Consider the following 24,755-nt stretch of genomic DNA (forward strand, 5'->3'; position numbering starts at 1 on the left):
TGTTATAGTTCCCTCATATGGAAAAGCTGTATGAGGGATTATATTTTTAGGTCAATAAGACAAGGAGAATACGATGCATAATTATAAATTAACGATTCAGTACGACGGCGCACGTTTTAAAGGATGGCAACGTCTCGGTAATAACGATAATACAATTCAAGGAAAAATCGAAAGTGTCATATCTGAAATGGTCGGAAAAGAAATTGAAATTATCGGTTGTAGTAGAACAGACGCTGGTGTACATGCTTTGAATCAAGTTGCTAACTTTCAAAGTGATGAGAAGTTAGTGGAACATAAAGTGAAAAAATATTTAAATCAATATTTACCTAACGATATTAGCATTACGAATGTGGAAGAAGTACATGATCGTTTCCATGCTCGTTACAATTCTAAAGCAAAAACATATCTGTATAAAATTTGGAATGAAGAGCATACAAATCCATTTATGCGTAAATACAGCATGCATGTGAATAAAAAATTAAATGTGAAAAGCATGAAAGTAGCTGCAAAACATTTAGTTGGTTCACATGACTTTACTGCTTTTTCAAATGCGAAATCAAAGAAAAAATCTATGGTTCGAGAAGTATATACACTTGATGTGATGGAAGAGGCAGGGTTTGTACAAATTAGAGTAAGTGGTAACGGCTTCCTTCATAATATGGTAAGAAAAATTGTCGGGGCATTAATTGAAGTTGGATTAGGACAATTAGATGCTGAAGCAATTCCAAACATTTTAGAGGAAAAGCAGCGCAATCAAATTAATTGTCTTGCTGAGGCAAGTGGGTTGTATTTAGAGAATGTTGAGTTTTAATGGCAAATAAAAAAATCGGGCTAAGTAGCTCGATTTTTTTAGTATTAAGAAGATTTTTCGTTTTTTATACGTAGCTTTAAATTCCAAAAAGCAGCAAGCATAATAGCTGCAAAGGAGCCAAAAATTGTTCCTAATAGCTTTGCATAAGGAGAGCTGCTTACATTGGCATTAATGAATAACATCATACAGAGCATGGCAGGGAAAAAGTATAAGTATTGTAATAACTTTAATTTTTTATCATTACTCATATATATAGCCCCTTTCTAGCATGTTATATGTTTATTGTAACATATTTTACCAAGTTATTTTTTCACTTGGAGACATGTTTATTTCATATGTGTAAATGCAGTTTTTTAATTCGATATTGTAAGTTTTGCCTACTTAATCCTAAAAATTTTGCAGCTTGTGAGATGTTGCCATGATTCTCTTTAAGAATTTGGTTAATGTAGTTCTTTTCCATTTTTTCTATTGTGTGTTTTAAAGTTTTAGGTGCATCAGTATTGTGATTAGTTAGTGCATGTTGCATATTGAATTCTGTTTTTATTCGTTCGCGAAAGCGAGTAGGAAGATGAAACGCTGTAATGATGGTTTCATCTTCTATCAAGTTCATGGAACCTTCAATTATATGTTCCAACTCCCGTACGTTTCCAGGCCAATCGTATGCATAGAAAAATTCTCTTACATTTACATCTACATCGGTTACGTTGAGCCCGAATTGAGTATTATATTTTTCAATAAAGTGCTGAACAAGAGCTGGAATATCTTCTTTTCTTTCACGTAAAGGCGGAAGACATAAAGTAACGACGCTTAATCGGTAATATAAGTCTTCTCTTAATCGATTATGTGCGATGGCTTCAAAGGGATCTTCATTGATAGTTGCTATAATGCGAACATCAATTTCTTTTTCGTGTGTACCTCCGATTCTTCGTATTGTTTTTTCTTGTATAGCCCGCAGCAACTTAGCTTGAAGTATTGGGCTTAATGAATTGATTTCATCTAATAACAAAGTTCCTCCGTTTGCTTCTTCGAATAAGCCTGATTTATCTATTGCTCCTGTAAAGGCACCTCGATTTGTACCAAATAGTAGGCTTTCCATTAAGGTATCAGGTATAGCGGCACAGTTTTGTGAAATAAAGGGTTTTGTTGAACGCTGACTTTCATTATGGATGCTTTGTGCAAATAGTTCTTTACCAGTGCCTGTTTCTCCTACTAGAAGTATGGAGGAAGATGTACGAATTACTCTTTTTCCTTCTGTAATGATTGATTGAATGGCTTCAGAATCACCAATTATGTGATCAAAGGTAAATTTAGTGCTTTGTTTTCGAGAAGGACCTATTTTTATCGTTTGCTTTAAGTTACTAATTTCTTTTGATATTTCAATAGCGCCTTTAATTTTTCCATTTTCTATTATAGGGAAAGTATCGTTAATCGTTGTAATTTCTTGTCCTTTATTGTTAAAATACGTTTGTTTTATATTTTTCTTTGTTTTTCCAAATTTTAATGCCTCTATAAGAGTACTATTTTTATTTTCCTCAAATGCGAATACTTCTAAAGGACTTTTATATAGCACATCTGAGCGCTCCATTGATTCAATTTCCATCATTTTGCGGTTATAGATAATCGTCTTACTTTCCTCATTAATAATATGAATTCCGATGTCGAGTTCATTGAGTAAAGTTTCATATAGCATATTCATTTCAATGATCTGTTTTAAATTAATTTCTTCTGTACGCATAGATTATCTTCTCCTCATTCCACCCTATGAAGACTGACTTTTTATAATTTTATTAAAATTCTTATAAAATCGCAAAAATTTTTTGCTATTTTCCTTTTAAAATCTCTGAAATGATAGAAAAATTTTGCGGTTATGAAGTTTTTTTTTTGAGAAACCTTCATTTTAAATAGGAATTGGAGATTGGTACGCATTTTGCATAAATAATAATTGATATATCTAAAGGAGGGATATGCAACGTTTCAGTACCAACTAATAAGAAGGAGGAGTGTATAAAGTGAAGACGGTTATAGAATGCGTGTATAGTCCTTGTTACGGGAAAGTAGAGAAGTTATTTGTTACGGAAAGTTCTTACGTATATGAGTGGGAGAAATTAGCATTAATTGAAACAATAGATAAACAGAAAGTAGAAATTAAGATAGGGATCAGTGGTTACATTGAATCATTAGAAGTAGTAGAAGGGCAAGCTATTGCTGAGCAAAAGTTATTAATAACAGTAAGGGATGACCTTTTAGTAACAGGCAGTGATTAATGTAAGTGACGTGTATTTTTGCTCTTTTAAATCATTATTTTTACGGTGAATAATTTTAAAAACGCTTACATTAAATGGGTTTACAAAGTGAAAAGGGGGGATTTATATGATGAATCAAAATCAAGGATTAAAAAGAGAATTGAAAAGCAGGCACATATTTATGATTGCACTTGGAGGCGTTATTGGTACCGGTCTTTTTTTAGGATCTGGGTATACAATTCATGAAGCTGGGCCTGGAGGAGCGATTGTAGCATATCTTGTTGGAGGATTTGTTATGTATTTAACGATGCTCTGTCTTGGAGAGTTAGCTGTTGCAATGCCTGACGCAGGATCTTATCAAACGTATGCGACAAAGCATATTTCTCCTGCAGCAGGTTATGTAGTTGGATGGATGTCATGGTTAAACTGGTCAGCTACGATAGGGATTGAACTAATTGCAGTTAGTATTTTAATGAAACGATGGTTTCCTGATGTACCTTCATGGATTTGGTGCGTAGTGTTTGCGGTACTCCTCTTTGCTATTAATGCGTTATCTTCAAGAAGTTTTGCGGAAGTTGAATTTTGGTTTGCAAGTATTAAAGTAATTACGATTATTGCATTTATTATTTTAGGCGGGGCAGCAATGTTTGGTTTTCTAGATATGAAAGGAAATGAACCAGCGCCGATGTTCTCTAGTTTTACTGATTATGGTGGATTGTTCCCCAATGGATTATCAGCCATTTTAATTACGATGATTGCAGTTAATTTTTCTTTCCAAGGAACAGAATTAGTTGGTATTGCAGCAGGTGAGAGTGAAAATCCAGAGAAAACAATCCCGAAGGCAATTAACAATACAGTTTGGCGTATACTTGTTTTCTTTGTACTATCTATTTTTATTCTTGCTGGACTATTCCCTTGGCAACAAGCGGGAGTAATTGAAAGTCCATTTGTAGTTGTATTTGATAAAATTGGTATTCCTTATGCAGCAGATATTATAAATTTTGTTATCATTACAGCAGTGCTATCCGTTGCGAATTCAGGGTTATATGCAACTTCTCGTATGCTATGGTCTATGTCTAATCAAGGAATGATTAGTCCGATTTTTGGTAAGTTATCTAAAAACGGTGTTCCTATTTATGCATTGATTGTAAGTACAATTGTAGGCTGCCTTTCATTACTATCAGGTATTTATGCGGAAGATACAGTTTATTTATGGCTACTTTCTATTGCCGGGTTCGGGGCGATATTAGTTTGGGCATCTATTGCTCTATCTAACTTATTAGCTAGAAGGTCATACATAAAGCAGGGCGGGGATGTGAAAGAATTGAAATTTAAAACACCATTGTATCCATTTGTACCACTGCTTGCACTAGTATTAAATGTAACAGTAATTATTGGTATGGCCTTTATTCCAGAGCAAAGAATGGCATTGTATTGCGGAATTCCATTTATGATTGTTTGTTTACTGTTTTACCGTGCGACAAGAAATAAGGCACGTAAAGTAGAACATATTGAAAAGACAAATACGACGGAAGTAGAGAGCTTCTAATATGAATTAATTTGGAGACTGTAAGATTTGTAAACAGTCTCTTTTTTTGTGAAAATAAAGTTGGAAACATACTACGTATGTAAAGGGGAATTAGCGATGAATGAAAAAGTTTCACAGCTATTAGAGCAGATTGATTTACGAAAAGATGAGTTACTAGAGCTTACAAAGAATTTAATTCGTTTTGAAACACCAGCACCGCCGGCGAGAAATACAAATGAGGCACAACAATTTGTTGCAGAGTTTCTAAGAGAACAAAATTTTAGTGTTGATAAATGGGATGTATATCCTAATGATCCGAACGTTGTTGGTGTGAAAAAAGGGGCAAAAAGTGACTCATATAAAAGTCTTATTATTAATGGACATATGGATGTAGCTGAAGTATCGGCAGATGAGGCGTGGGAAACAAATCCGTTTGAGCCATTTATAAAAGATGGTTGGTTAGTTGGACGTGGTGCAGCTGATATGAAAGGGGGACTAGCTGGAGCGCTATTTGCTATTCAGCTATTACAAGAAGCTGGTATTGAATTACCTGGAGATTTAATCTTTCAATCCGTAATTGGAGAAGAAGTTGGAGAAGCTGGTACACTTCAATGCTGCAAAAGAGGTTATGATGCTGATTTTGCAGTCGTAGTGGATACGAGTAATTTACATATGCAAGGACAGGGCGGCGTAATTACTGGCTGGATTACTGTGAAAAGCCCTCAAACGTTTCATGATGCAACGCGTAGGCAAATGATTCATGCTGGAGGACGTTTATTTGGAGCGAGTGCAATTGAAAAAATGATGAAAATTGTGCAAAGTTTGCAAGAATTAGAGCGCCACTGGGCAGTTATGAAAACATATGAAGGCTATCCGTCTGGAACAACAACAATTAATCCAGCTGTTATTGAGGGTGGAAGACATGCAGCTTTTATTGCGGATGAGTGCCGGTTATGGATAACAGTGCACTTTTATCCGAATGAAACACATGAACAAATAATAAAAGAAATTGAAGAGTATATCGGTAAAGTAGCAGCTGCCGATCCATGGCTAAGTGAAAATCCACCACAATTTAAGTGGGGCGGAGAATCAATGATTGTGGATCGTGGCGAAATTTTCCCTTCTTTAGAAATAGATAGTGAACATACCGCTGTAAAAACGCTTAGCTCAGTACATGAATCAATTCTTTCTAAAAACGCAATTTTAGATATGTCTGCAACGGTAACGGATGGTGGTTGGTTTAGTGAATTTCATATTCCAGCGATTATATATGGACCAGGTACATTAGAAGAAGCACATTCTGTAAATGAGAAAGTTGAAGTTGAACAGTTAATTGAATTTACAAAAGTGATAACAGCATTTATATATGAATGGTGCCACACGGAAAAATAGATTTGTACAGTAAAATCGTACGAGTATGTATACTTGTACGATTTTTTATTGAACTATTTCAGTGTTGAATATAAACAACTGAAATAGTTCTTTATTTTTCTATGTCTTTCGTTTCATTTCAATTAATTTCTCTTTCGCTAATTCAACGGCAATCGCATCATCTAAATAGCCAATTGGAAAGAGATAGTCGGGAATAATATCTGTCGATAATATGAAATAAAGTAATGCGCTCCCAAGAACTGCACGTTCTTCTTTTGAAATGGTTTCATTACAAAATTGTTGATACATATCTGTTAATTGTTCAATAAAAGGACCAGCACTATCAATTTGCTCTAATTTGCTTGCAAAACTGTCATGAATACGTTTTTCGCCTTCTGTTGTCTGGGCATAGCGTTCGTAATTTTCGAGTTCTTGTTTTACGCGAGTTGTAGTGTAATCGAAATCGAATAAGTTAGAGGATTGCAGAGTTTGCTGAATGGTATCAAGAGATGTGTACATATCCGTCTTTTCTTTATTAATGTGAGGAGAATCAGGATACATTTCATCAAATAACAATTGGGGTGGAACTTGCAGACATTCTGCGAATTTTTGTAGGTGTTTTTGTTTTGGCGGTTGTTTACCATTCATAATTCTTGAGATTGTTGCGGGATCAATATTTGTAAGCATTCCGAGTTGGCGCATAGATAAGGCACGTTCTTTTAAAAGTTTTTTTATTAATCTACTAAGCCGCTCATTTGGATTTTCTTTAGGCATAGCGAAGGCACTCCTTTTTATTGTTGAAAAAATGTTGAGCATTTATTACATGTATATGAAACAGACAGGCACAGTTGCTCAACATTTTCATAAGATGCATGGAAAAGTGAGGAAAAGGGGTGGCTATTTATGAGTACGGCAGGTCTATTTTCAATTTTTTTAATCGGGATTGCTTCTAATTTAGATAATGCAGGTGTTGGGATTGCATATGGCATTCGTAAAATTAGAATTTCGTGGTTCAACAATTTTATCATCGCATTTTTTGGGTTTTTATTTACTTTATTAGCTGGATTTTTTGGGAACTGGATTGCGTTATTTATTTCAGAGTTTACAGCAAACCTGATTGGAGCAATCGTTTTAGGGATAATCGGGGTGTTTATTTTGTGCCAGCCTTTCTTGGGGCAAAGAAATACCGTAGGCTCTAAAGATGGTAATGTACTTATGGGAATTTTACGTAATCCAGAAAAAGCAGATTTTGATGGTTCTAAAACAATTAGTTTTTCAGAAGCAATTGTATTAGGGATTGCGTTGTCTATTAATAATATTGCAGGTGGATTTGATGCTGGAGTAACAAACCTGAACCTTTGGCTTACAGCAACTATTTCAGGGGTGTTTAGTTTTATTTGTATTAGTAGTTTTGCGTATGTAGGGAAACGATTTTTAGCAGAATACTTAGGAAAGTGGGCGACAGTTATCGCAGGAGTGTTATTAATTCTTATTGGGATTGATCAGTTGTTGTAAGGAGAGTAGAAAACAAGGTTCGAGTATTTCCTTGGAAATACAGCAAGAGATTGCATATATCGACGTACTTTTCTCCATACTAATACGGATTTCTTTTAAGAAAGGGGGATTTGTATGGGACGCGGGAAAGCATTTGATCATAAGAAAAAAGGGCATGATCATCAACCACCTAAAGGTGCGTTCATTCATAAAGATGTAAATGAACATACTTTGGAAGAGGAAGAGCTACCAGTAAATATTGAGGCGTATAAAAATAGTTTAAAAAAACATTAAAAGCACCTACATAGGTGCTTTTTTACCGTATATCTTCAATTAATTGTTCGGATTCTTCATGCATACTGTACTCACTTAATACTTGAATGCAAAGCCACTTTAATTCCTCAATCGTATGCTCAAGTTCTTCAGGAAGCACATGATAAATGTCTTCAAGTCCCATCCCGAAATGAATAAGTTCAAGTACTTGATCATCGATGTTCCGATCCATTAATAATTCAAGTACTTCTAAATTGAATATGTATCGGTGAGCTTCGTCGAGTGAAACAACTTTTAACTTCAAGCTTTCTACAATACTCAATATAAAAAGAAGGATTGTTTTTTCAAGAACAGGTTGTTTTCCCATTTGAAATATTAGTTTCATCTTTCACACCTCCACATATAGCGCTAGGTTGTACTATATTATTCAGGAGGGGGGAACAAATATGCATGATATAGAGAAACTTTCAGCACTGTTTTTGTAAGAGTATTGATAACTGACAAAAGTGAGGTTTTGGCGAAATAAAAAATCCTGCTAGTATAGCAGGATAACTCGCGATTAAAAAATGCTCCAACCTTCTTGAGCAGAAAGAAGTTCAAGAATTTTAAAACCGGCAATACTATTTCCGTTTGCATCTAAAGCTGGTCCGAAAATACCGATTCCCATGTCTCCTTTTACGCAGCCAAAAATACCACCGGCTACACCACTTTTTGCAGGAATACCAACACGAATTGCAAATTCACCAGATTCGTTATACATACCACATGTGACCATAAATGTTTTGCAAATTTTTGTAATATGTTTAGGGATGATTTGTTTCTTTTTATATGGATCATATCCATCCATTGCAAAAATTAAGCCGATACGTGCTAAATCGATGCAGTTTACTTCAACTGCGCATTGACGAGTATATAAATCCATAAGTTCTTCAATATCACAATCGATAATTCCGTTTTGTTTCATATAATAACAAAGTGAACGGTTTAGGTAAGCTGTCTCTAGTTCTGAATCGGCAACTTTAGAGGAATAATTAATAGTAGGATTATCTGTTATTTCACGTACAAAATGAAGAATACGTTCCATTTTTTCCTCGTTATCTTTTCCTGCTAACATGCTTGTAATAGCTAATGCTCCTGCATTTATCATTGGATTAAGGGGTTTGGACGGACTTGTCGTTTCTAACTTAATAATAGAATTAAATGGGTCACCCGTTGGTTCCATTCCAACTTTAGAAAATACATATTCTTCACCACGGTCTAAAAGGGCAAGGGCAAGTGTAATTACTTTGGAAATACTTTGAAGAGTAAATAGTGTTTGTGAGTTGCCTGCATGGATATATTCTGTTTCTTTATGGAAAATGGCAATCCCTAAATCGTCTGGATTTGCATTTCCTAGTTCGGGGATATAAGTAGCAAGTTTTCCTTTTTTTGTATATGGTTTTACTTGTTCTAACAACTGTTGTAAGTTGTTTGTTTCAATGCACTGCATAGTACCAACGCTCCTATTTTGAATTAACTAAGTTTACTTTTCCCGATATGCTCGGAAATAAATAATAACATGAAAAAGTGGAATGATAAAACGAAAGTTCAATGTGCTATAATAGGTCTTTCGTTTCGAGTATTCTGTATTTTAAAAAGGAGAATTTTCCTTTTATATAACAGTTTGGAAATAGGAGATTTATCCATAAAAAGTTCGGAAATAAAAACTACACATCTATACAACTATATGTTATTATGGTTATGTAATAGAAAGCGTTTTCTAAAGCGTACTTATAATGATAACGATTTCATAAATTAAATTAGGGGGAATTAAAATGTTGCAGTTTTTACAACGTATTGGTAAAGCTTTAATGCTTCCGATCGCAGTACTACCAGCAGCAGGATTATTGCTTCGTTTAGGGCAACCAGATGTATTTGATATTCCTGTTATGGCACAGGCCGGCGCAGCAGTTTTTGATAACTTAGCACTTATTTTTGCAATTGGTATTGCAATAGGTCTTTCAGTGGATGGTAGTGGTGCAGCAGGTCTTGCAGGTGCAATTGGTTATCTTGTTATGAAAAATAGTATTGATGCACTTAGCAAAGGGTATTCAACTGCTGAATTACAAGGTAAATTAGGTAAAGTCCAAGATTTAATAGGTAATAGCGCAAATGTAGATCCATCTAAGCTTGCGGATACAATGACACAAGTATCTAAGGCTGCTGAATTATCGACTAAAGTAGATATGAAAGTTTTAGGTGGTATTATTGTTGGTGTTATAGCAGGACTTCTTTATAATAAATTCCATAAGATTAAACTTCCAGAATGGTTAGGTTTCTTTGCTGGAAAACGTTTCGTTCCAATTGTTACATCAGTTGTGATGCTGATATTAGGAATTCTATTTGCACAAATTTGGCCAACAATTCAAAATGGTATTGATGCATTAGCTCATGGAATTGTTAATTTAGGTGCAATTGGTTCAGGATTATTTGGTTTATTAAACCGTTTATTAATCCCAATTGGTTTACACCACGTAATGAACACATACTTCTGGTTTGTATTTGGGGACTTTACAAATGCAGCAGGTAATGTTGTTAATGGTGATATTGCTCGTTTCCTTGCAGGTGACAAAACAGCAGGTATGTTTATGACTGGTTTCTTCCCAGTTATGATGTTCGGTTTACCAGCAGCATGTTTCGCAATGATTGCAGCTGCTAAACCAGAAAAGCGTAAAGCAGTTACTGGTATGTTAGCTGGTCTAGCATTAACTTCATTCTTAACTGGTATTACAGAGCCTATTGAATTCTCATTCATGTTCTTATCACCAGTATTATATGGTATTCATGCTGTACTAACAGGTCTTTCTTTATTCATTACAACATCACTTGGCATTCATGATGGTTTCTCATTTAGTGCCGGTGCAATCGATTATGCTTTAAACTTCGGTATTGCAACAAAACCAGTCTTACTAGCAGGTATCGGTTTAATTTACGCAGCAATTTATTTCATAGTATTCTACTTCTTAATTAAGAAGTTCGATTTAAAAACTCCTGGTCGTGAAGATGACGATGAGTTAGTTGAAGATGGTGATGCACCAGTTGCAGGTTCAATTGGTGAAACTTACGTAGCAGCTTTAGGCGGAAAAGAAAACTTAACAGTTATTGATAACTGTGCAACACGTCTACGCTTACAAGTAAAAGATGCTGGTCAAGTAAATGAAGCAGCATTAAAACGTGCTGGTGCAAAAGGTGTTATGAAATTAAGTAATACTAGTGTACAAGTTATCGTAGGTACAAATGTTGAATCTGTTGCCGATGATATGAAAAAACACGTATAAATAATGAGATAAGAGGATGTCCCAAAAGATTGATAACATCAATTTTTTAGAGGATATCCTCTTTTTTTGTTAATAATTTAATGGGAATCTTACTTTTGTAAATTTTCTTTTTCTTTTTTGTGCATATAGGTTGGTAATATGTGCAGTGCGTGATAAAGTAGGGATGATATAGAATGGATTATCCATAATCTACTAAAACGAATCTTTAGTAGAGGAATTAAATTATTGGTGAGTAAGGGGAAAAAAGCAATTATGGATCAGGAAAAAAGTAATGCGAATGGGAAAGCACATCGGCCGATTGTATACATAAAAAGAACAATCATTCTCGTCTTACTATTATCACTTGTATATTTCATGTATACAAAAATTGTTGCGCATAATAAGAAAGAAGAAACTTTAAAAGCGGCAGCAGAAATGAAGAAACAAGAAGAGTTAAAAAAGAAAGAAGAAAAAAAGAAACAAGAAGTACAGAAGCAAAAACAAAAAGAGCAGGAAGAACAAATGAAGCAAGCGCAAGCAGCGGAGAAACCTGCTGAAGGACCACCTCAAGAAATTAATGAAAACGCTCAATTGGACCAGTATTTACAAAACGCAGGATTTAGCGGGACAGCTGTTATTGTGAAGAACGGAAAAGTTCTTCTGAATAAAGGGTACGGTATGGCAAATAAAGAGCAGCAAGTACCGAATAATTCAGAGACGACTTTTTATATTGGTTCTATTTCAAAGGCGTTTGTAGCAACTGCTATTATGCAATTGAAAGATCAAAATAAATTACAAGTAGAAGATACTGTTGCGAAGTATATTCCAGATTTTCCACAAGGTAATAATATTCAGCTAAAACATCTATTAACACATACATCAGGGATTCCCGAATATGAGCAGGGAAAAGAAGATATTTCTCATGAAGAACTGATAAAGCGGATAGGAAATCAAAAGCGTATTGGTGGTCCAGGAGAGAAGTGGAAGTATTCTGATTCGAACTACTCTATACTTGCTTATATTGCAGAGAAGGTAAGTGGGCAGTCACTCGAAGAATATATTAAACAACATATTTTTGCTACTGCCGGTATGAAACATTCTGGCTTTGGCACAGCGTTAGAACAAACAAGATTCCCATCAACGGGTTATAAAATAGTAAATAATAATATGACAACACCTAATATTCCGAGCATGTCACAACTATATGGTTGTGGTGATATATACACAAGTGCGCATGATTTATATTTATTTAACGAAGCACTATTCTCTGGAAAATTAATTTCAAAAGAGAGTTACGATCAAATGTTTACGGGTGGAAAAAAGGATTACGGGTTTGGATGGTACGTAGACCCAGGAAGCTATTCGAATCATGGTGTAATGCCAGGTTGGAATTGCTTAAACGGATTTAGTAAAAATGGTAGTGTATATGTTGTTTTATTATCTAACATTCAAAATAACATTAAATCATTTGGTAAAGTGAATAATGACATTTATTCGATATTGCGGAATATTGAAGTGTAAGAAACTATCCTTTTGGATAGTTTTTTTTATGCTCTGAAACAAATATTTCTTTTAGAAAATGTATGTCTTACCTATCACAAAAATATCCATTTTGTATACATTAAGATGTATGGATGTAAAATTTTATAATCTAAAAATAATAGGAGGAGAAGTGTATGTGTCTGTTCAGAAAATATTGGCATAAATTATCAAGATTGTTTAATAGACAATTAGATTATTTTTTAGATAATAAGTTATTGCCTGCTGTGGAAAGACTTTTATTTTCACAAAACTTCGCGAGATTTATTCAAAGAAACTCTAAGCAAGCTACGGAAGAGGTTATTGAATCAAGTAGATTTCAATCTATTATTTGTAACATTTTAAAAGAATGCAATACATCACCTTTTAAAGAAATTGCAAAGCAGTATTTAGGTAAAAACGTAGAAATTACGGTGACAGTTGGACAATTAACAGGTGTTATTGTAGCAGTTGGTGATGACTTCTTAACATTGCAAGAAGGAATAGGAACAGAGGTTTTATTACCATTTATAAGTATTATATCAATTAAAGAAGCGTAAGAAAGGAGACTTATATATGTTATTTACTGATGAATTACGTAACCATGTTGGCGAACTAGTGCAAGTTGTGACAGCTGTAGAAATCATTGCAGGCGTTCTTTTATCTGTGACGGATGGGGCAGTAATTGTTCGTACTTCTCCTTCTTATGGACCACCAGAAGATGTAGTTGTGCGTATTCCTATTATTGCTTATGTTCGCTTGGAAGGGTAAGAGTGATACAAGTATGAGAGTGTCAGTTGTTATTCCAGTGCATAATGAAGCAAGTACTTTATCAAAAGTTTTAGTAGAGGTAAGAAAGCTCGAACCATATGAAGTTATCATAGTAGATAATGGATCTACAGATGGGACGAAGGAAATAGCATTACAGCATAATTGCCGTGTGATTTATTATAGAGATTCTCTTGGTAATGATGTGGGACGGGCAATTGGTGCTAGAGAAGCAAAAGGTGAGATTGTTTTGTTTTTAGATGGTGATATCGTCATGAAAAGTGAAGAATTATACAATTTTATTAAAGGAATACGACAAGGGCATGAGATTGTTTTAAATAATTTAACATGGTCCGTTTACTTGAAGATGAGACCGCATTATACGACGGTTGGAAAATATATGTTAAATCGTTATTTGAACAAGAAAGAGTTTGTTGTAGGATCTTTAATTGCAATACCACATGCGATAAGTCGTAAAGTGATTGAAAAACTGGGGTGGTGGAATTTAGCAGATCCAGCATTATTTCAAGCGATGGCGATGTCTAGAGGAGTAGATATTTCTGATATGGCTTCAGTTGATGTCATCTACACAAATAAAGTTCGACCTGTGCATACTGGTACATCACCTGGCTCTCCTTATCCGAAAGCGACTAGTCGTATTATGGGTGATCATTTGCGAGCTTTACAATACGTAATCGAAACATATGGTAAACGCGGTGGTTTTCCAGAGAACAATAGAGATAGAGAGTTTGTAGGAAAGTATAAACCAGTTTTATTACAAAAGAATAAAGCGAAATATAGTGCCATTATCCCAGTATCAGAAGAGAAAATAACCATAAGGTCTGTTATAAAAGAAGTGAAAGAAGCAGGTGTAGATGAAATTATAGTTGTCGCGAATGGAGCAGATGTTGAGACTGTTAAACAGGCAAAGCTAGAGAATGTTATTGTCGTTGAATTTACGAAGGCGCTTGGACATAATGTAGCACGAGCAATAGGTGCCATGCATGCTACGGCAGATATTTGTTTATTCGTTGATAGTGATCTTGTTATTCCAGCAAAAAAACTCACTCTATTTTTACATGCTGTTGAAGATGGAAATGACGTGGTGTTAAATGATTTACAATGCTTATTAGATATGTTTCATCCAGCAGATCCAATTAGTATGGGAAAATACTTTGTGAATTTGATAGCGAAACGACCAGATTTATGGAATAACTCACTAACTGCTGTACCACATGCCATTCATAAGAAGGTAATAGAGAAAATAGGATATGATTCCCTTATCATTCCGCCATTAGCACAAGTGAAAGCTATTTTAGAAGGATTCTCTATTACAACAGTAGAGTTAGTAGATGTTATAAAAACAAATCGAGTACGTCCAGAGCAACACGAATTTGTAAATGGGCGTATTTCAGCGTTTGATCGTATTTTCGGTGATCAACTTGAAGCGGTTGCGTATTTATTACAATGTACGGACGAACGTGGTGGTTTTACAGATGGAGATAGAGATAGAGATGTAATTCAACAATTGAGAAGGGAAGAAGAGAATACAAATGAATAGTAGTAAAGTAGCTATTATTGGGCTAGGGTATGTTGGCCTTCCTTTAGCAGTCCATTTTGCAGAAAGAGGGCATACAGTACTTGGATTAGATAAAGATATTAGAAAAATAGACTCAATTATAAAAGGAGAAAGTTATATTCCGGATGTTTCTTCTAAAGAGTTACAAAGTTTATTGACGAAAAAAAAATTAACAGTAAATACACCGGATCAAGGCATTGCTGATTTTCAAAATAGTGATTATGTTATTGTCACTGTCCCGACTCCAATTAATGAACAAAGAGAACCAGACTTAAGTGCCCTCATTTCAGCTTCGCATTATATACAACAAAACCTTCAAAAAGGACAAACCTTCATTTTTGAAAGCTCCACATATCCAGGCACACTTGAAGAAGTCATCCTACCTATTATTTCTCAAAATGGTAAAAAGGTAGGGGAAGATTTCTATATCGGATATTCCCCTGAGAGAATTGATCCAGCAAATAGTCAATATTCAGTTCAAGCTATTCCAAAAGTTATTAGTGGACAAACAGAAAAGTGTAAACAAAAGGTACAGGATTTATATAGTACCATTTTTGACGAAGTTGTACCTGTTAGCTCTCCGAAAGTAGCAGAGATGTGCAAGCTATTTGAAAATATTCAGCGCTTAGTTAACATTTCTTTAGTAAATGAACTAAACACACTATGTGAAAGTTTAGGCATTGATTTTTATGAGGCCATTGAAGCGGCATCTACAAAACCATTTGGGTTTACTCCGTATTGGCCAGGGCCAGGGATAGGGGGACACTGTATTCCCGTAGACCCTTTATATTTTCAATGGAGAATAAAAAAGAATGGGGCAATTAGTCAATTAATTGAGGCTGCACATATAATTAATGAAGAAATGCCAGAGAAAATGGTCCGGAAAGTAAAAAGTGTGGTGCAATTACCTGCAACGGTGTTAATTGTAGGGATTGCGTATAAAAAAGATGTAAATGATTTGAGAGAATCACCAGCGTTACCGATTATTCAATTATTAAGAAATCAAGGATACGAGATAGAATATCATGATCCTTATATTTCTTCCGCGGAAATTGGAGATAAGGTGTACCAATCTGTTTCTTTAGATGAAGAAAAAGTTAAAAAAGCGGATTGTATTTTAATTTTAACGGATCATTCTAATATTGATTGGAAGCTTTTTAAAGGAATGGATCGAGTAATAGATACACGCGGGATTGTAAAGAAGGTGAGTAAATGAGTAAGAAATGTTTAATTACAGGTGGGGCCGGATTTATTGGGTCACATTTAGCTGAAGAGTTGATGAGAAGAGGTTATGAGGTCACTGTTGTGGATAACTTTTATAAAGGTAAAAATAAGTACCATAAAGAGTTAATGAAAGAAATCCGTGTTATTCCAATAAGTGTTTTAGATAAAAATTCTATTTATGAATTAGTAGATCAGCATGATGTCGTGTTTCATTTAGCAGCAATTTTAGGTGTGAAAACAACAATGGAAAAAAGTATAGAGCTCATAGAAACGAATTTTGATGGGACGAGAAATATTTTACAAGCAGCGCTAAAAGGAAAGAAGAAAGTAGTTTTTGCTTCTACTTCAGAAGTATATGGTAAGGCTAAGCCGCCTTTCTCTGAAGAGGGAGATCGATTGTACGGGGCAACTTCTAAAATTCGTTGGAGTTATGCGGTTTGTAAAACGTTAGAAGAAACATTATGTTTAGGATACGCATTAGAAGGCTTACCGGTAACGATTGTTCGATATTTTAATATTTATGGTCCAAGAGCGAAAGATGGTCCGTATGCAGGAGTAATTCCGCGATTTATCCGTGCGGCACTGCAAGGAGAAGACATTCTCGTATATGGAGATGGAAAGCAGACACGTTGTTTTACGTATGTAAGTGATGCGGTAGAAGCAACAATTCGGGCAATGGATGAGAAGGTAAATGGTGAGATTATTAATATAGGTTCTGAGAATGAAAAGAGCATAAAAGAAGTAGCAGAAGTAATTAAAAAATTAACGAATTCTTCTTCGAAGATTGTCCAAGTGCCTTTTGAAGAAGTATATCCTCATGGTTTTGAAGAAATTCCAAATAGAAGACCAGATGTAACAAAATTAAAAGAGCTTGTTCAATTTCAGGCGAAAGTAACGTGGGAAAGCGGATTGAAGGAAACAATTAAGTGGTTTCGTGAACAAAACAATGGCTAAGTCATTATCTGTTATTATTCCTGCATGTAATGAGGTCGATACGATTTCAGACGTTATTCAATCGGTAAGACCATTAAATCCAGTAGAAATCATTGTAGTAGCAAACGGTTGTAATGATGGAACAGAAGATGTTGCAGATCGTTTAGGGTGTAAAGTAATCAAGCATACAGAGCTACTAGGGAACGATGTTGGACGTGCAATCGGCGCAAAACATGCGATAGGTGATGTATTACTATTTATAGATGGTGATTTTGCTATTCCAACTTCAAAATTAAAATTATTCCTTAATCCGATTTTATACGATCAGGCAGATGTAGTTTTAAATAATTTGGATGCATTATTTTTAAAAAGGCAAAAAACCACTTCTATTACAGTATGGCGCCAAATATTAAATGCAATGTTAGAGCGTGAAGAATTAAAAATGAATTCTTTATTAGATGTACCTCATGCGCTGACGAAAGAAGTCGTTCAAAGCATCGGATATGAAAGTTTTGTTAATCCTATTGTGGCTCATTTACGCCTAGTTCAAAGTAAATGGAGAATTAGTCGTCATTGTGCCATTGACGTTATTACGCCGAATAAATTTCGTCCATTCCAGCATGCTGCATATGGGCCAAATCTTTCCCAATCTGAAAAAAGAATGATAGGTGATCATATAGAAGCAGTAGCAGAACGGATATTAAGCAGTGATGAGCGCGGAGGATATTATGATGGAAATAGGAAAAGGGATAGTGTCTATCATACTTTAAGTTTTGAAGAGTTTTATCAAGGGTGGGGTGTTACATCTGATTTCTATAAAGGAAAGCAACTATCGGTTGTTATTCCCGTACAAGATGAAGAGAAAACAATTGAAAACGTTATAGAAGAGCTTCGCAAAATTGAACCCTTCGAAATTATCGTTGTCGTAAATGGTTCGTCAGATAAAACGAAAAAAATTGCAAAAGACAAAGGGGCAACGACAATTGTATATAAAGAAGCACTCGGAAATGATGTGGGGCGCTCACTTGGAACGTATTTTGCAAAAGGAGAAATTGTGTTATTTATAGACGGCGATTTTGTTATTCCAGCGAGTGAGCTATATCCTTTTGCGAAAGCTATTGCAGATGGAACAGATGTTGCATTAAATGATCTAAATCATTATTTAGATTTAAGAGTACCGCTTCATCTTGTAACTGCATTTAAATATGCATTAAATTTAGCTTGTGATAGAAAAGATCTAGGCGTAGGCTCTCTTATCGCTGTACCGAATGCGTTTAGCCGTAAGTGTTTGAAAGAAATTGGGTATAGATCTTTACTGGCGCCGTGTGTAGCCCAAGTGAAAGCTATTCTTTCAGGATTTGAAGTTGCATGTGTAAGTCGTGTTGAGGTCGATAAGATGAACCGTATTCGTCCCAGTGAACATTTTGCTAAAATAGGTCATCCACCAGCTGTACTTCGAATTATAGGTGATCATATAGAAGGACTAGATCAAATAATTGCATTAACAGACAATCGTGGCGGATTCTATGATGGCAATAGAAAAAGAGATGTTTTATAGAAGTAACAAAAAAAGTGTACAACATGTGTACACTTTTTTGTTCTGTTATAAAAACTATAACAGATTAGGAGATAAGAGTATTACAGCTCTACAATGGGTATTGTTCTTATATTACAAAATAGGACTCGTATATAAGGATACCAAAAAAATACAATTAAGGAAAGGGTTAATTTTAAAGACTTTTAAATGAAGTTAACACTATATATATAGTAGTTTGCTCAATATTTCACAAACATGTCACAACTATTTCGTTCACTTTCGTAAAAAAGTAGTATTCTAAGTGTGTAAGCTGTTATATAAAAAATCTTAGTCCTGTACTAATCAAAAATGGAGGAGATTAGGATGACTCAAGTATTAGAAAATGTTAAAAACGCATGGGAAAACTTTAAAGGTGAAAAATGGAAAGCAGAGATTGATGTTCGCGATTTCATTTTAAATAATGTAAACGTTTTCGAAGGGGACGAATCTTTCTTAGCAGAAGCAACTGAAGCAACGAAACAACTTTGGGATCAAGTAATGGATTTAACAACGAAAGAACGTGAAAACGGTGGCGTTCTTGATATGGATACAAAAATTGTTTCTTCTATTACATCACATGACCCAGGATACTTAAATAAAGATATTGAAAAAGTAGTCGGTTTCCAAACTGATAAACCATTTAAACGTTCTTTACAACCATATGGTGGTATTCGTATGGCAGAACAAGCTTGTGAATCTTATGGATACGAAATGGATAAAGAACTTAGTCGTATTTTTAGAGAGTGGAGAAAAACTCATAACCAAGGTGTATTTGATGCATACACACCAGAAATGAGAAATGCACGTAAATCAGGTGTTATTACTGGTCTTCCAGATGCATACGGACGTGGACGTATTATCGGTGACTATCGCCGAGTAGCGTTATATGGTATTGATCATTTAATTGAAGCGAAAAAAGCTGATTTGAATTTAACTGGTGGTGTAATGAGCGAAGATACGATGCGTTTACGCGAAGAGTTATCTGAGCAAATGCGTGCACTTCAAGAGTTAAAAGAAATGGCTGCTTCTCATGGCTTCGATATTTCTAAGCCAGCAACAAATGCACAAGAAGCATTCCAATGGTTATACTTCGCATACCTTGCAGCGATTAAAGAACAAAACGGAGCTGCAATGAGTCTTGGACGTACTTCTACATTCTTAGATATTTACATTGAAAGAGATTTAGCAAATGGTACTTTAACAGAAGAAGAAGTACAAGAAATTGTCGATCACTTCATTATGAAATTACGTCTTGTGAAATTCGCAAGAACACCTGATTATAATGAATTATTCTCTGGTGACCCAACTTGGGTAACTGAATCTATCGGTGGTATGGCATTAGATGGTCGTCCATTAGTAACAAAGAACTCATTCCGTTTCTTGCATACATTAGATAATTTAGGACCAGCTCCAGAACCAAACTTAACTGTTCTTTGGTCTAAACAATTACCAGAGAACTTTAAAAACTACTGTGCGAAAATGTCTATTAAAACATCAGCAATTCAATATGAGAATGATGACATTATGCGTCCTGAATACGGCGATGATTACGGTATTGCATGTTGCGTATCTGCAATGAGAATCGGTAAACAAATGCAGTTCTTCGGAGCTCGTGCAAACTTAGCGAAAGCATTATTATATGCGATTAACGGTGGCAAAGATGAAAAGTCAAAAGCACAAGTTGGTCCTGAGTACGCACCAATTACTTCTGAAGTATTAAATTATGAAGAAGTTATGCATAAGTTTGATATGACAATGGAATGGTTAGCGGGTCTATATTTAAACACATTAAATGTTATCCATTACATGCATGATAAATATAGCTATGAACGTATTGAAATGGCACTTCATGATACAAACGTTCTTCGTACAATGGCAACAGGTATCGCTGGTCTATCTGTAGTAGCAGATTCATTAAGTGCAATTAAATACGCAAAAGTAAAACCAATTCGTGATGAAAATGGTATTGCAGTTGACTTCGAGATTGAAGGAGATTTCCCTAAATACGGTAACAATGATGATCGTGTAGATGAGATTGCTGTAAATCTTGTAAAAACATTTATGAATAAACTTCGTAAACATAAAACATACAGAAACTCTGTTCATACAATGTCAATCTTAACAATCACATCTAACGTTGTTTACGGTAAGAAAACTGGTAATACTCCAGATGGCCGCCGTACTGGAGAACCATTTGCACCAGGTGCGAACCCAATGCATGGACGCGATACAAAAGGTGCATTAGCTTCATTATTATCTGTGGCTAAATTACCATATGAAGATGCACAAGATGGTATTTCTAATACATTCTCTATTATTCCGAAAGCACTTGGTAAAGAAGATGATGTACAAGTACGTAACTTAGTATCAATGCTTGATGGCTATGCAGTAAAAGAAGGGCACCACTTAAATATTAACGTATTTAACCGTGAAACATTAATGGATGCAATGGAACATCCTGAGAAGTATCCACAATTAACAATTCGTGTATCTGGTTATGCTGTAAACTTTATTAAATTAACTCGTGAACAACAAATTGATGTAATTAACCGTACAATGCATGAAAGCATGTAAATGAAAAAAGGTTTCCCTTCGCTCTTAATATATAGCGAAGGGAGGCTGTTTCAATAAAGGAGGAAGTAACATGGTAAAAGGAAGAATACATTCTGTAGAGTCTTGTGGTACTGTTGATGGCCCGGGGATTCGTTATGTCATATTTACACAAGGGTGTTTATTACGTTGTCAATATTGTCATAATGCTGATACGTGGGAAATCGGTAAAGGTAAAGAAATAACAGTTGAAGAAGTGATGCAGGATGTGACATGTTACCTTCCATTTATTGAAGCTTCCGGAGGCGGTATAACAGTTAGCGGTGGAGAGCCATTATTACAGCTAGACTTTTTAATTGAGTTGTTTAAAAAGTGTAAAGCGGCTGGTATCCATACAACAATCGATTCTTCTGGTGGTTGTTATTCTGAGGAACCAGAATTCCAAAATAAGCTAGATATTTTAATGGATTATACAGATTTAGTTTTATTGGATCTGAAACATATCGATTCCAAAAAGCATCGTAAATTAACAGGGAAACCAAATGAACATATTTTACAATTTGCTCGTTATTTATCGGATAAGAATAAACCGATTTGGGTACGACACGTATTAGTTCCTGGTGTTACGGATAATGAAGAGGATCTACAAAAACTATCTAGCTTTATTCAAAGTCTGTCTAATGTTCAAAAAGTTGAAGTGTTACCATATCATAAGCTTGGTGTATATAAATGGGAGGCGCTTGGACACAAGTATCCACTCGCAAATGTAGAACCACCTACTGAGAAAAATGTAGAACATGCTAAATATATTTTACAAGCGGTCTAATCCAAATATTGGATTAGGCTTTTTGCTTTCTTTACAATAAAATCTAGAGTATATATTGATAAAAGAGTATACTGAAAGTAGAATATCCATAATTTTGTACGGAATAAATGGAGAAATTTACATAATTGTAAAGGGAAATCAAAATAGTAAAAAGAATTAAGAAGTAAAAGAGTGAGTATCATGGAATAGAGAACATTTGTAAGTTATTGCGAAAGCTCTTATAGGAAAGTATAATGTAAAGATATGAGCACAGATAGGATTAAGGGGTCAATCTTATATGCTTTGCATATCCACGACAGGTACATAGCTGAAAGGGAATTATTAGAATCTGTTTATGTAATTTTTAAGGAAAATGTTTTTCCTATTGTCGTATATGCAATATGGAGAAACAAAAAGCTAGGAGTGGATTTGTTTGATAAAAAACCCCAAGGTTTTAATATTAACTGCACATTACGGTAATGGTCATGTGCAAGTAGCAAAAACATTAGAACAAACATTTCGCCAAAAAGGAATTGAAGATGTTATTGTATGCGACTTGTTTGGAGAATCACATCCATTTATAACTGACATTACAAAATATCTATATTTAAAAAGTTATACAATAGGAAAAGAATTATATCGTTTGTTTTATTACGGGGTAGAAAAAATTTATGATAAGAAAATAGCATCTTGGTATGCGAACTTTGGAAGAAAACGTTTGAAAACACTATTACAGGTGGAGAAACCAGATATTGTAATTAATACATTTCCAATTATCGCTGTACCAGAATTGAAGAAACAAACAGGTATTTCAATTCCTGTCTATAACGTATTAACGGATTTTTGCGTGCACAAAATATGGATTCATCGAGAAGTAGATCGTTATTTTGTTGCAACGGATCATGTGAAAGAATTGATGGTTGATATCGGTGTACCTGCGGAACAAATTGTTGAAACAGGAATTCCAATTCGGAGTAGTTTTGAGTTAAAGGTAAATCCAGAAATCATATATACTAAATATCAGTTATGTAAGAATAAAAAGATTTTACTAATTGTAGCAGGTGCTCATGGGGTATTAGGAAATGTAAAAGAACTATGCCAATCATTTATGTCAGTGCCTAATTTACAAGTAGTTGTCGTTTGTGGGAAAAATGAAGCTTTAAAACAGGATTTATTAAGTTTACAGAAGCAAAATTCCGATGCATTAAAAGTGTTTGGGTATGTTGAAAATATTGATGAATTATTCCGTGTTACTTCTTGTATGATTACGAAGCCAGGCGGAATAACATTAAGTGAAGCAGCAGCGTTGCAAGTACCTGTCATTTTATATAAGCCTGTTCCAGGACAAGAAAATGAAAATGCGATGTACTTTGAAAGAAAGGGAGCAGCAGTTGTCATTCGCGATGATAGTGAGGTTTTTGCAAAAACAGAGGCATTATTACAAGATGATGTGAAGCTTCTTCAAATGAAAGAAGCAATGAAAAGCATCTATCTTCCAGAGCCAGCTGGTCATATTGTAGATGCAATTTTGGCAGAAAATCATGCAGAACCGCGTCATATACCTATTAAATCACCTGCTCTTGCACAATCTTTTACTTAATATGAAACCCTCTTTGTATATGTAAAGAGGGTTCTTTATTATTTTCAAAGAAAATTCAGCCAGTTATCCACAAAAGGATTACGCTTTCATTAAACAGTAAAGTCGGAATATTAACAACTATATCCACATTGTCCACAATTTTTAGAAAAATATCCACAATTAAAACAGCTGATATATGCTTTAATATAGAAAAATATTAAATGTTTTTGAAAATTACTAACAATTCTGTTGGTTTTGTGGATAAAGTTGTCCACAGCAAAAAAGCCCCTTATGTATAAGGGGCTTTTTTGCTTACTTCTATCAATCGAGAAAATTATGTAATGAAAATGAATAATTAGGGGGGAAACTTCTAATTATTCATTTTCACTTTAAATGCTTTTCGAGCGATATCCTGCTGCACGATCTGCTTTTTGAAATTCGCGTTGATAGAGAACTTCTTGTGTACTAGATAATGTGTTTTTTGCTTTATCACGTTTCTTTTTATCCATTACAAATCACCTCGTGTCTTAAAGTTACTATTTATCGTTTCCAAAGACATGAGGGGATATACGCATATGGAAAATGTTAATGATTGATTATCATTTCAGAAAATTTAGATTATGCTTCTTTTAATTGATGAGCATCTTGGAAGGTTGTATCTCGCATTGTAGCAAGTGTGTATTGATCTTTTGGAATTTCATATAAGTTATATACTTCTTCGTTTGCGTTAATTTCATCATATACGGCTTTTCTTGTTTCGTTTGCTAGATTCACATATTGCAGTTTTTCTGCAGCTTTAATAGAACGAATATTTATTTTACGAATACGCATGAAAATTGTTTCAATATCTAATTCATAGAAAAGTTCACTAAAAAATGAATCTTTTGCCAATTTATTATAGCCTTTTCCATGATATGGTTTGCCAAGCCATGTCCCGAGAAATCCAGCTTTTTCTTGCACATCAAATAAAGTAATTGTTCCGATAGGGTTACCCCATTCATCTAAAATTGTGCGTGAAATTAATTCACCACGCTCTTCAGCTTCAATCGTTTGTTTTGTTAAGAATAAATATTCTTCATAAGAATAAGCCTTTTGACGCACAAAAGGGAAGACAGCTGGATCCACCATTAACTCGTATAGAACGTGGCTGTCGTGTAAGTCGCGTTTTTTCAACATACTAACTCCTCCTCACACGAGGGTAGCATGA

25 protein-coding genes and 1 pseudogene are annotated in these 24,755 nt (G+C 34.7%); 19 read left to right on the plus strand and 7 right to left on the minus strand.

Annotation, left to right across the window (positions count from 1 at the left end):
- Positions 1–73: 73 nt before the first annotated feature.
- Positions 74–811 carry a tRNA pseudouridine(38-40) synthase TruA gene (gene truA, locus ACTFO4_RS24030; RefSeq protein ID WP_326263665.1) on the plus strand — a complete coding sequence of 246 codons (738 nt, stop codon included), beginning with the start codon at positions 74–76 and terminating at the stop codon, positions 809–811.
- Positions 812–855: 44 nt separating this feature from the next.
- On the opposite strand, the gene ACTFO4_RS24035 is transcribed toward truA, so the two are convergent.
- The gene (locus tag ACTFO4_RS24035; protein ID WP_017673799.1) at positions 856–1,059 is read right to left on the minus strand and encodes a hypothetical protein; all 204 of its coding nucleotides are present in this window, start codon (positions 1,057–1,059) and stop codon (positions 856–858) included.
- An 83-nt stretch (positions 1,060–1,142) separates the two neighbouring features.
- Positions 1,143–2,546: a sigma-54 interaction domain-containing protein gene (locus ACTFO4_RS24040; RefSeq protein ID WP_061456735.1), complete on the minus strand. Its 1,404-nt coding sequence runs from the start codon at positions 2,544–2,546 to the stop codon at positions 1,143–1,145.
- A gap of 274 nt (positions 2,547–2,820) precedes the next feature.
- On the opposite strand from ACTFO4_RS24040, the gene ACTFO4_RS24045 reads away from it, so the two are divergent.
- The 3 genes from ACTFO4_RS24045 to ACTFO4_RS24055 all read left to right on the plus strand — a co-directional run bounded on the left by ACTFO4_RS24045 (position 2,821) and on the right by ACTFO4_RS24055 (position 5,974).
- Positions 2,821–3,075, plus strand: coding sequence for a biotin/lipoyl-containing protein (locus tag ACTFO4_RS24045; RefSeq protein ID WP_326235373.1), 255 nt, complete (start codon positions 2,821–2,823; stop codon positions 3,073–3,075).
- A 106-nt stretch (positions 3,076–3,181) separates the two neighbouring features.
- Positions 3,182–4,603: an amino acid permease gene (locus ACTFO4_RS24050; protein ID WP_000981867.1), complete on the plus strand. Its 1,422-nt coding sequence runs from the start codon at positions 3,182–3,184 to the stop codon at positions 4,601–4,603.
- A 48-nt stretch (positions 4,604–4,651) separates the two neighbouring features.
- Entirely contained in the window at positions 4,652–5,974 is a 1,323-nt protein-coding gene (locus ACTFO4_RS24055; protein WP_440014479.1) for an acetylornithine deacetylase, read from the plus strand.
- A 99-nt stretch (positions 5,975–6,073) separates the two neighbouring features.
- On the opposite strand, the gene ACTFO4_RS24060 is transcribed toward ACTFO4_RS24055, so the two are convergent.
- Entirely contained in the window at positions 6,074–6,727 is a 654-nt protein-coding gene (locus ACTFO4_RS24060) for a helix-turn-helix domain-containing protein (RefSeq protein WP_025687072.1), read from the minus strand.
- Between the two features lie 129 nt (positions 6,728–6,856).
- Between ACTFO4_RS24060 and ytaF the strand changes: the two genes are divergently transcribed.
- Positions 6,857–7,468: a sporulation membrane protein YtaF gene (ytaF, locus tag ACTFO4_RS24065; protein ID WP_000100728.1), complete on the plus strand. Its 612-nt coding sequence runs from the start codon at positions 6,857–6,859 to the stop codon at positions 7,466–7,468.
- A gap of 114 nt (positions 7,469–7,582) precedes the next feature.
- Positions 7,583–7,741, plus strand: a complete 159-nt coding sequence (locus ACTFO4_RS24070) for a hypothetical protein (RefSeq protein ID WP_000532409.1) — start codon at positions 7,583–7,585, stop codon at positions 7,739–7,741.
- 22 nt (positions 7,742–7,763) lie between these two features.
- On the opposite strand, the gene ACTFO4_RS24075 is transcribed toward ACTFO4_RS24070, so the two are convergent.
- The gene (locus ACTFO4_RS24075) at positions 7,764–8,105 is read right to left on the minus strand and encodes a DUF3969 family protein (RefSeq protein ID WP_000766604.1); all 342 of its coding nucleotides are present in this window, start codon (positions 8,103–8,105) and stop codon (positions 7,764–7,766) included.
- 174 nt (positions 8,106–8,279) lie between these two features.
- On the minus strand, positions 8,280–9,209 hold the full coding sequence (glsA, locus tag ACTFO4_RS24080) for a glutaminase A (RefSeq protein ID WP_001149850.1): 930 nt from the start codon (positions 9,207–9,209) through the stop codon (positions 8,280–8,282).
- Between the two features lie 69 nt (positions 9,210–9,278).
- Here glsA and ACTFO4_RS24085 point away from each other — a divergent pair.
- The 13 genes and pseudogenes from ACTFO4_RS24085 (at position 9,279) to ACTFO4_RS24145 (ending at position 23,569) form a co-directional block, all read left to right on the plus strand.
- Positions 9,279–9,393: pseudogene (locus tag ACTFO4_RS24085) on the plus strand (transcriptional regulator).
- A gap of 141 nt (positions 9,394–9,534) precedes the next feature.
- Positions 9,535–11,037 (plus strand): N-acetylglucosamine-specific PTS transporter subunit IIBC, encoded by a 1,503-nt coding sequence (nagE, locus tag ACTFO4_RS24090; protein ID WP_000938900.1) that lies wholly within the window; start codon positions 9,535–9,537, stop codon positions 11,035–11,037.
- A gap of 252 nt (positions 11,038–11,289) precedes the next feature.
- Positions 11,290–12,537, plus strand: coding sequence for a serine hydrolase domain-containing protein (locus ACTFO4_RS24095; RefSeq protein WP_000371852.1), 1,248 nt, complete (start codon positions 11,290–11,292; stop codon positions 12,535–12,537).
- Between the two features lie 155 nt (positions 12,538–12,692).
- Complete coding sequence (locus tag ACTFO4_RS24100; RefSeq protein WP_000335530.1) at positions 12,693–13,094, plus strand: hypothetical protein; 402 nt, start codon at positions 12,693–12,695, stop codon at positions 13,092–13,094.
- Positions 13,095–13,110: 16 nt separating this feature from the next.
- Complete coding sequence (locus tag ACTFO4_RS24105) at positions 13,111–13,305, plus strand: hypothetical protein (RefSeq protein ID WP_000899469.1); 195 nt, start codon at positions 13,111–13,113, stop codon at positions 13,303–13,305.
- A 13-nt stretch (positions 13,306–13,318) separates the two neighbouring features.
- Positions 13,319–14,863 (plus strand): glycosyltransferase family 2 protein, encoded by a 1,545-nt coding sequence (locus ACTFO4_RS24110; RefSeq protein ID WP_017673804.1) that lies wholly within the window; start codon positions 13,319–13,321, stop codon positions 14,861–14,863.
- Entirely contained in the window at positions 14,856–16,097 is a 1,242-nt protein-coding gene (locus ACTFO4_RS24115) for a nucleotide sugar dehydrogenase (RefSeq protein ID WP_001088925.1), read from the plus strand. The genes ACTFO4_RS24110 and ACTFO4_RS24115 overlap by 8 nt, the downstream gene beginning before the upstream one ends.
- Positions 16,094–17,059 (plus strand): NAD-dependent epimerase/dehydratase family protein, encoded by a 966-nt coding sequence (locus tag ACTFO4_RS24120; RefSeq protein ID WP_017673805.1) that lies wholly within the window; start codon positions 16,094–16,096, stop codon positions 17,057–17,059. The genes ACTFO4_RS24115 and ACTFO4_RS24120 overlap by 4 nt, the downstream gene beginning before the upstream one ends.
- Entirely contained in the window at positions 17,052–18,596 is a 1,545-nt protein-coding gene (locus tag ACTFO4_RS24125) for a glycosyltransferase family 2 protein (RefSeq protein ID WP_061456740.1), read from the plus strand. Before ACTFO4_RS24120 ends, ACTFO4_RS24125 begins: the two co-directional genes overlap by 8 nt.
- Entirely contained in the window at positions 18,565–18,786 is a 222-nt protein-coding gene (locus ACTFO4_RS24130) for a hypothetical protein (protein WP_002094217.1), read from the plus strand. Before ACTFO4_RS24125 ends, ACTFO4_RS24130 begins: the two co-directional genes overlap by 32 nt.
- Positions 18,787–18,938: 152 nt before the next feature.
- Positions 18,939–21,188, plus strand: a complete 2,250-nt coding sequence (gene pflB, locus ACTFO4_RS24135; RefSeq protein ID WP_000195471.1) for a formate C-acetyltransferase — start codon at positions 18,939–18,941, stop codon at positions 21,186–21,188.
- A gap of 70 nt (positions 21,189–21,258) precedes the next feature.
- Entirely contained in the window at positions 21,259–21,990 is a 732-nt protein-coding gene (pflA, locus tag ACTFO4_RS24140) for a pyruvate formate-lyase-activating protein (RefSeq protein ID WP_000238458.1), read from the plus strand.
- Between the two features lie 412 nt (positions 21,991–22,402).
- A complete protein-coding gene (locus tag ACTFO4_RS24145) occupies positions 22,403–23,569 on the plus strand; it encodes a diglucosyl diacylglycerol synthase (RefSeq protein WP_000594691.1) in 1,167 nt (388 codons plus the stop codon).
- Positions 23,570–23,937: 368 nt separating this feature from the next.
- On the opposite strand, the gene ACTFO4_RS24150 is transcribed toward ACTFO4_RS24145, so the two are convergent.
- Both ACTFO4_RS24150 and ACTFO4_RS24155 read right to left on the minus strand, forming a co-directional pair.
- Positions 23,938–24,057, minus strand: a complete 120-nt coding sequence (locus ACTFO4_RS24150) for a YfhE family protein (protein ID WP_000358482.1) — start codon at positions 24,055–24,057, stop codon at positions 23,938–23,940.
- Positions 24,058–24,166: 109 nt separating this feature from the next.
- A complete protein-coding gene (locus tag ACTFO4_RS24155) occupies positions 24,167–24,724 on the minus strand; it encodes a GNAT family N-acetyltransferase (RefSeq protein WP_000914737.1) in 558 nt (185 codons plus the stop codon).
- Positions 24,725–24,755 lie beyond the last annotated feature (31 nt).

The sequence above is a fragment of the Bacillus cereus group sp. MYBKT14-1 genome (assembly GCF_051915185.1).
GTDB lineage: Bacteria > Bacillota > Bacilli > Bacillales > Bacillaceae_G > Bacillus_A > Bacillus_A cereus.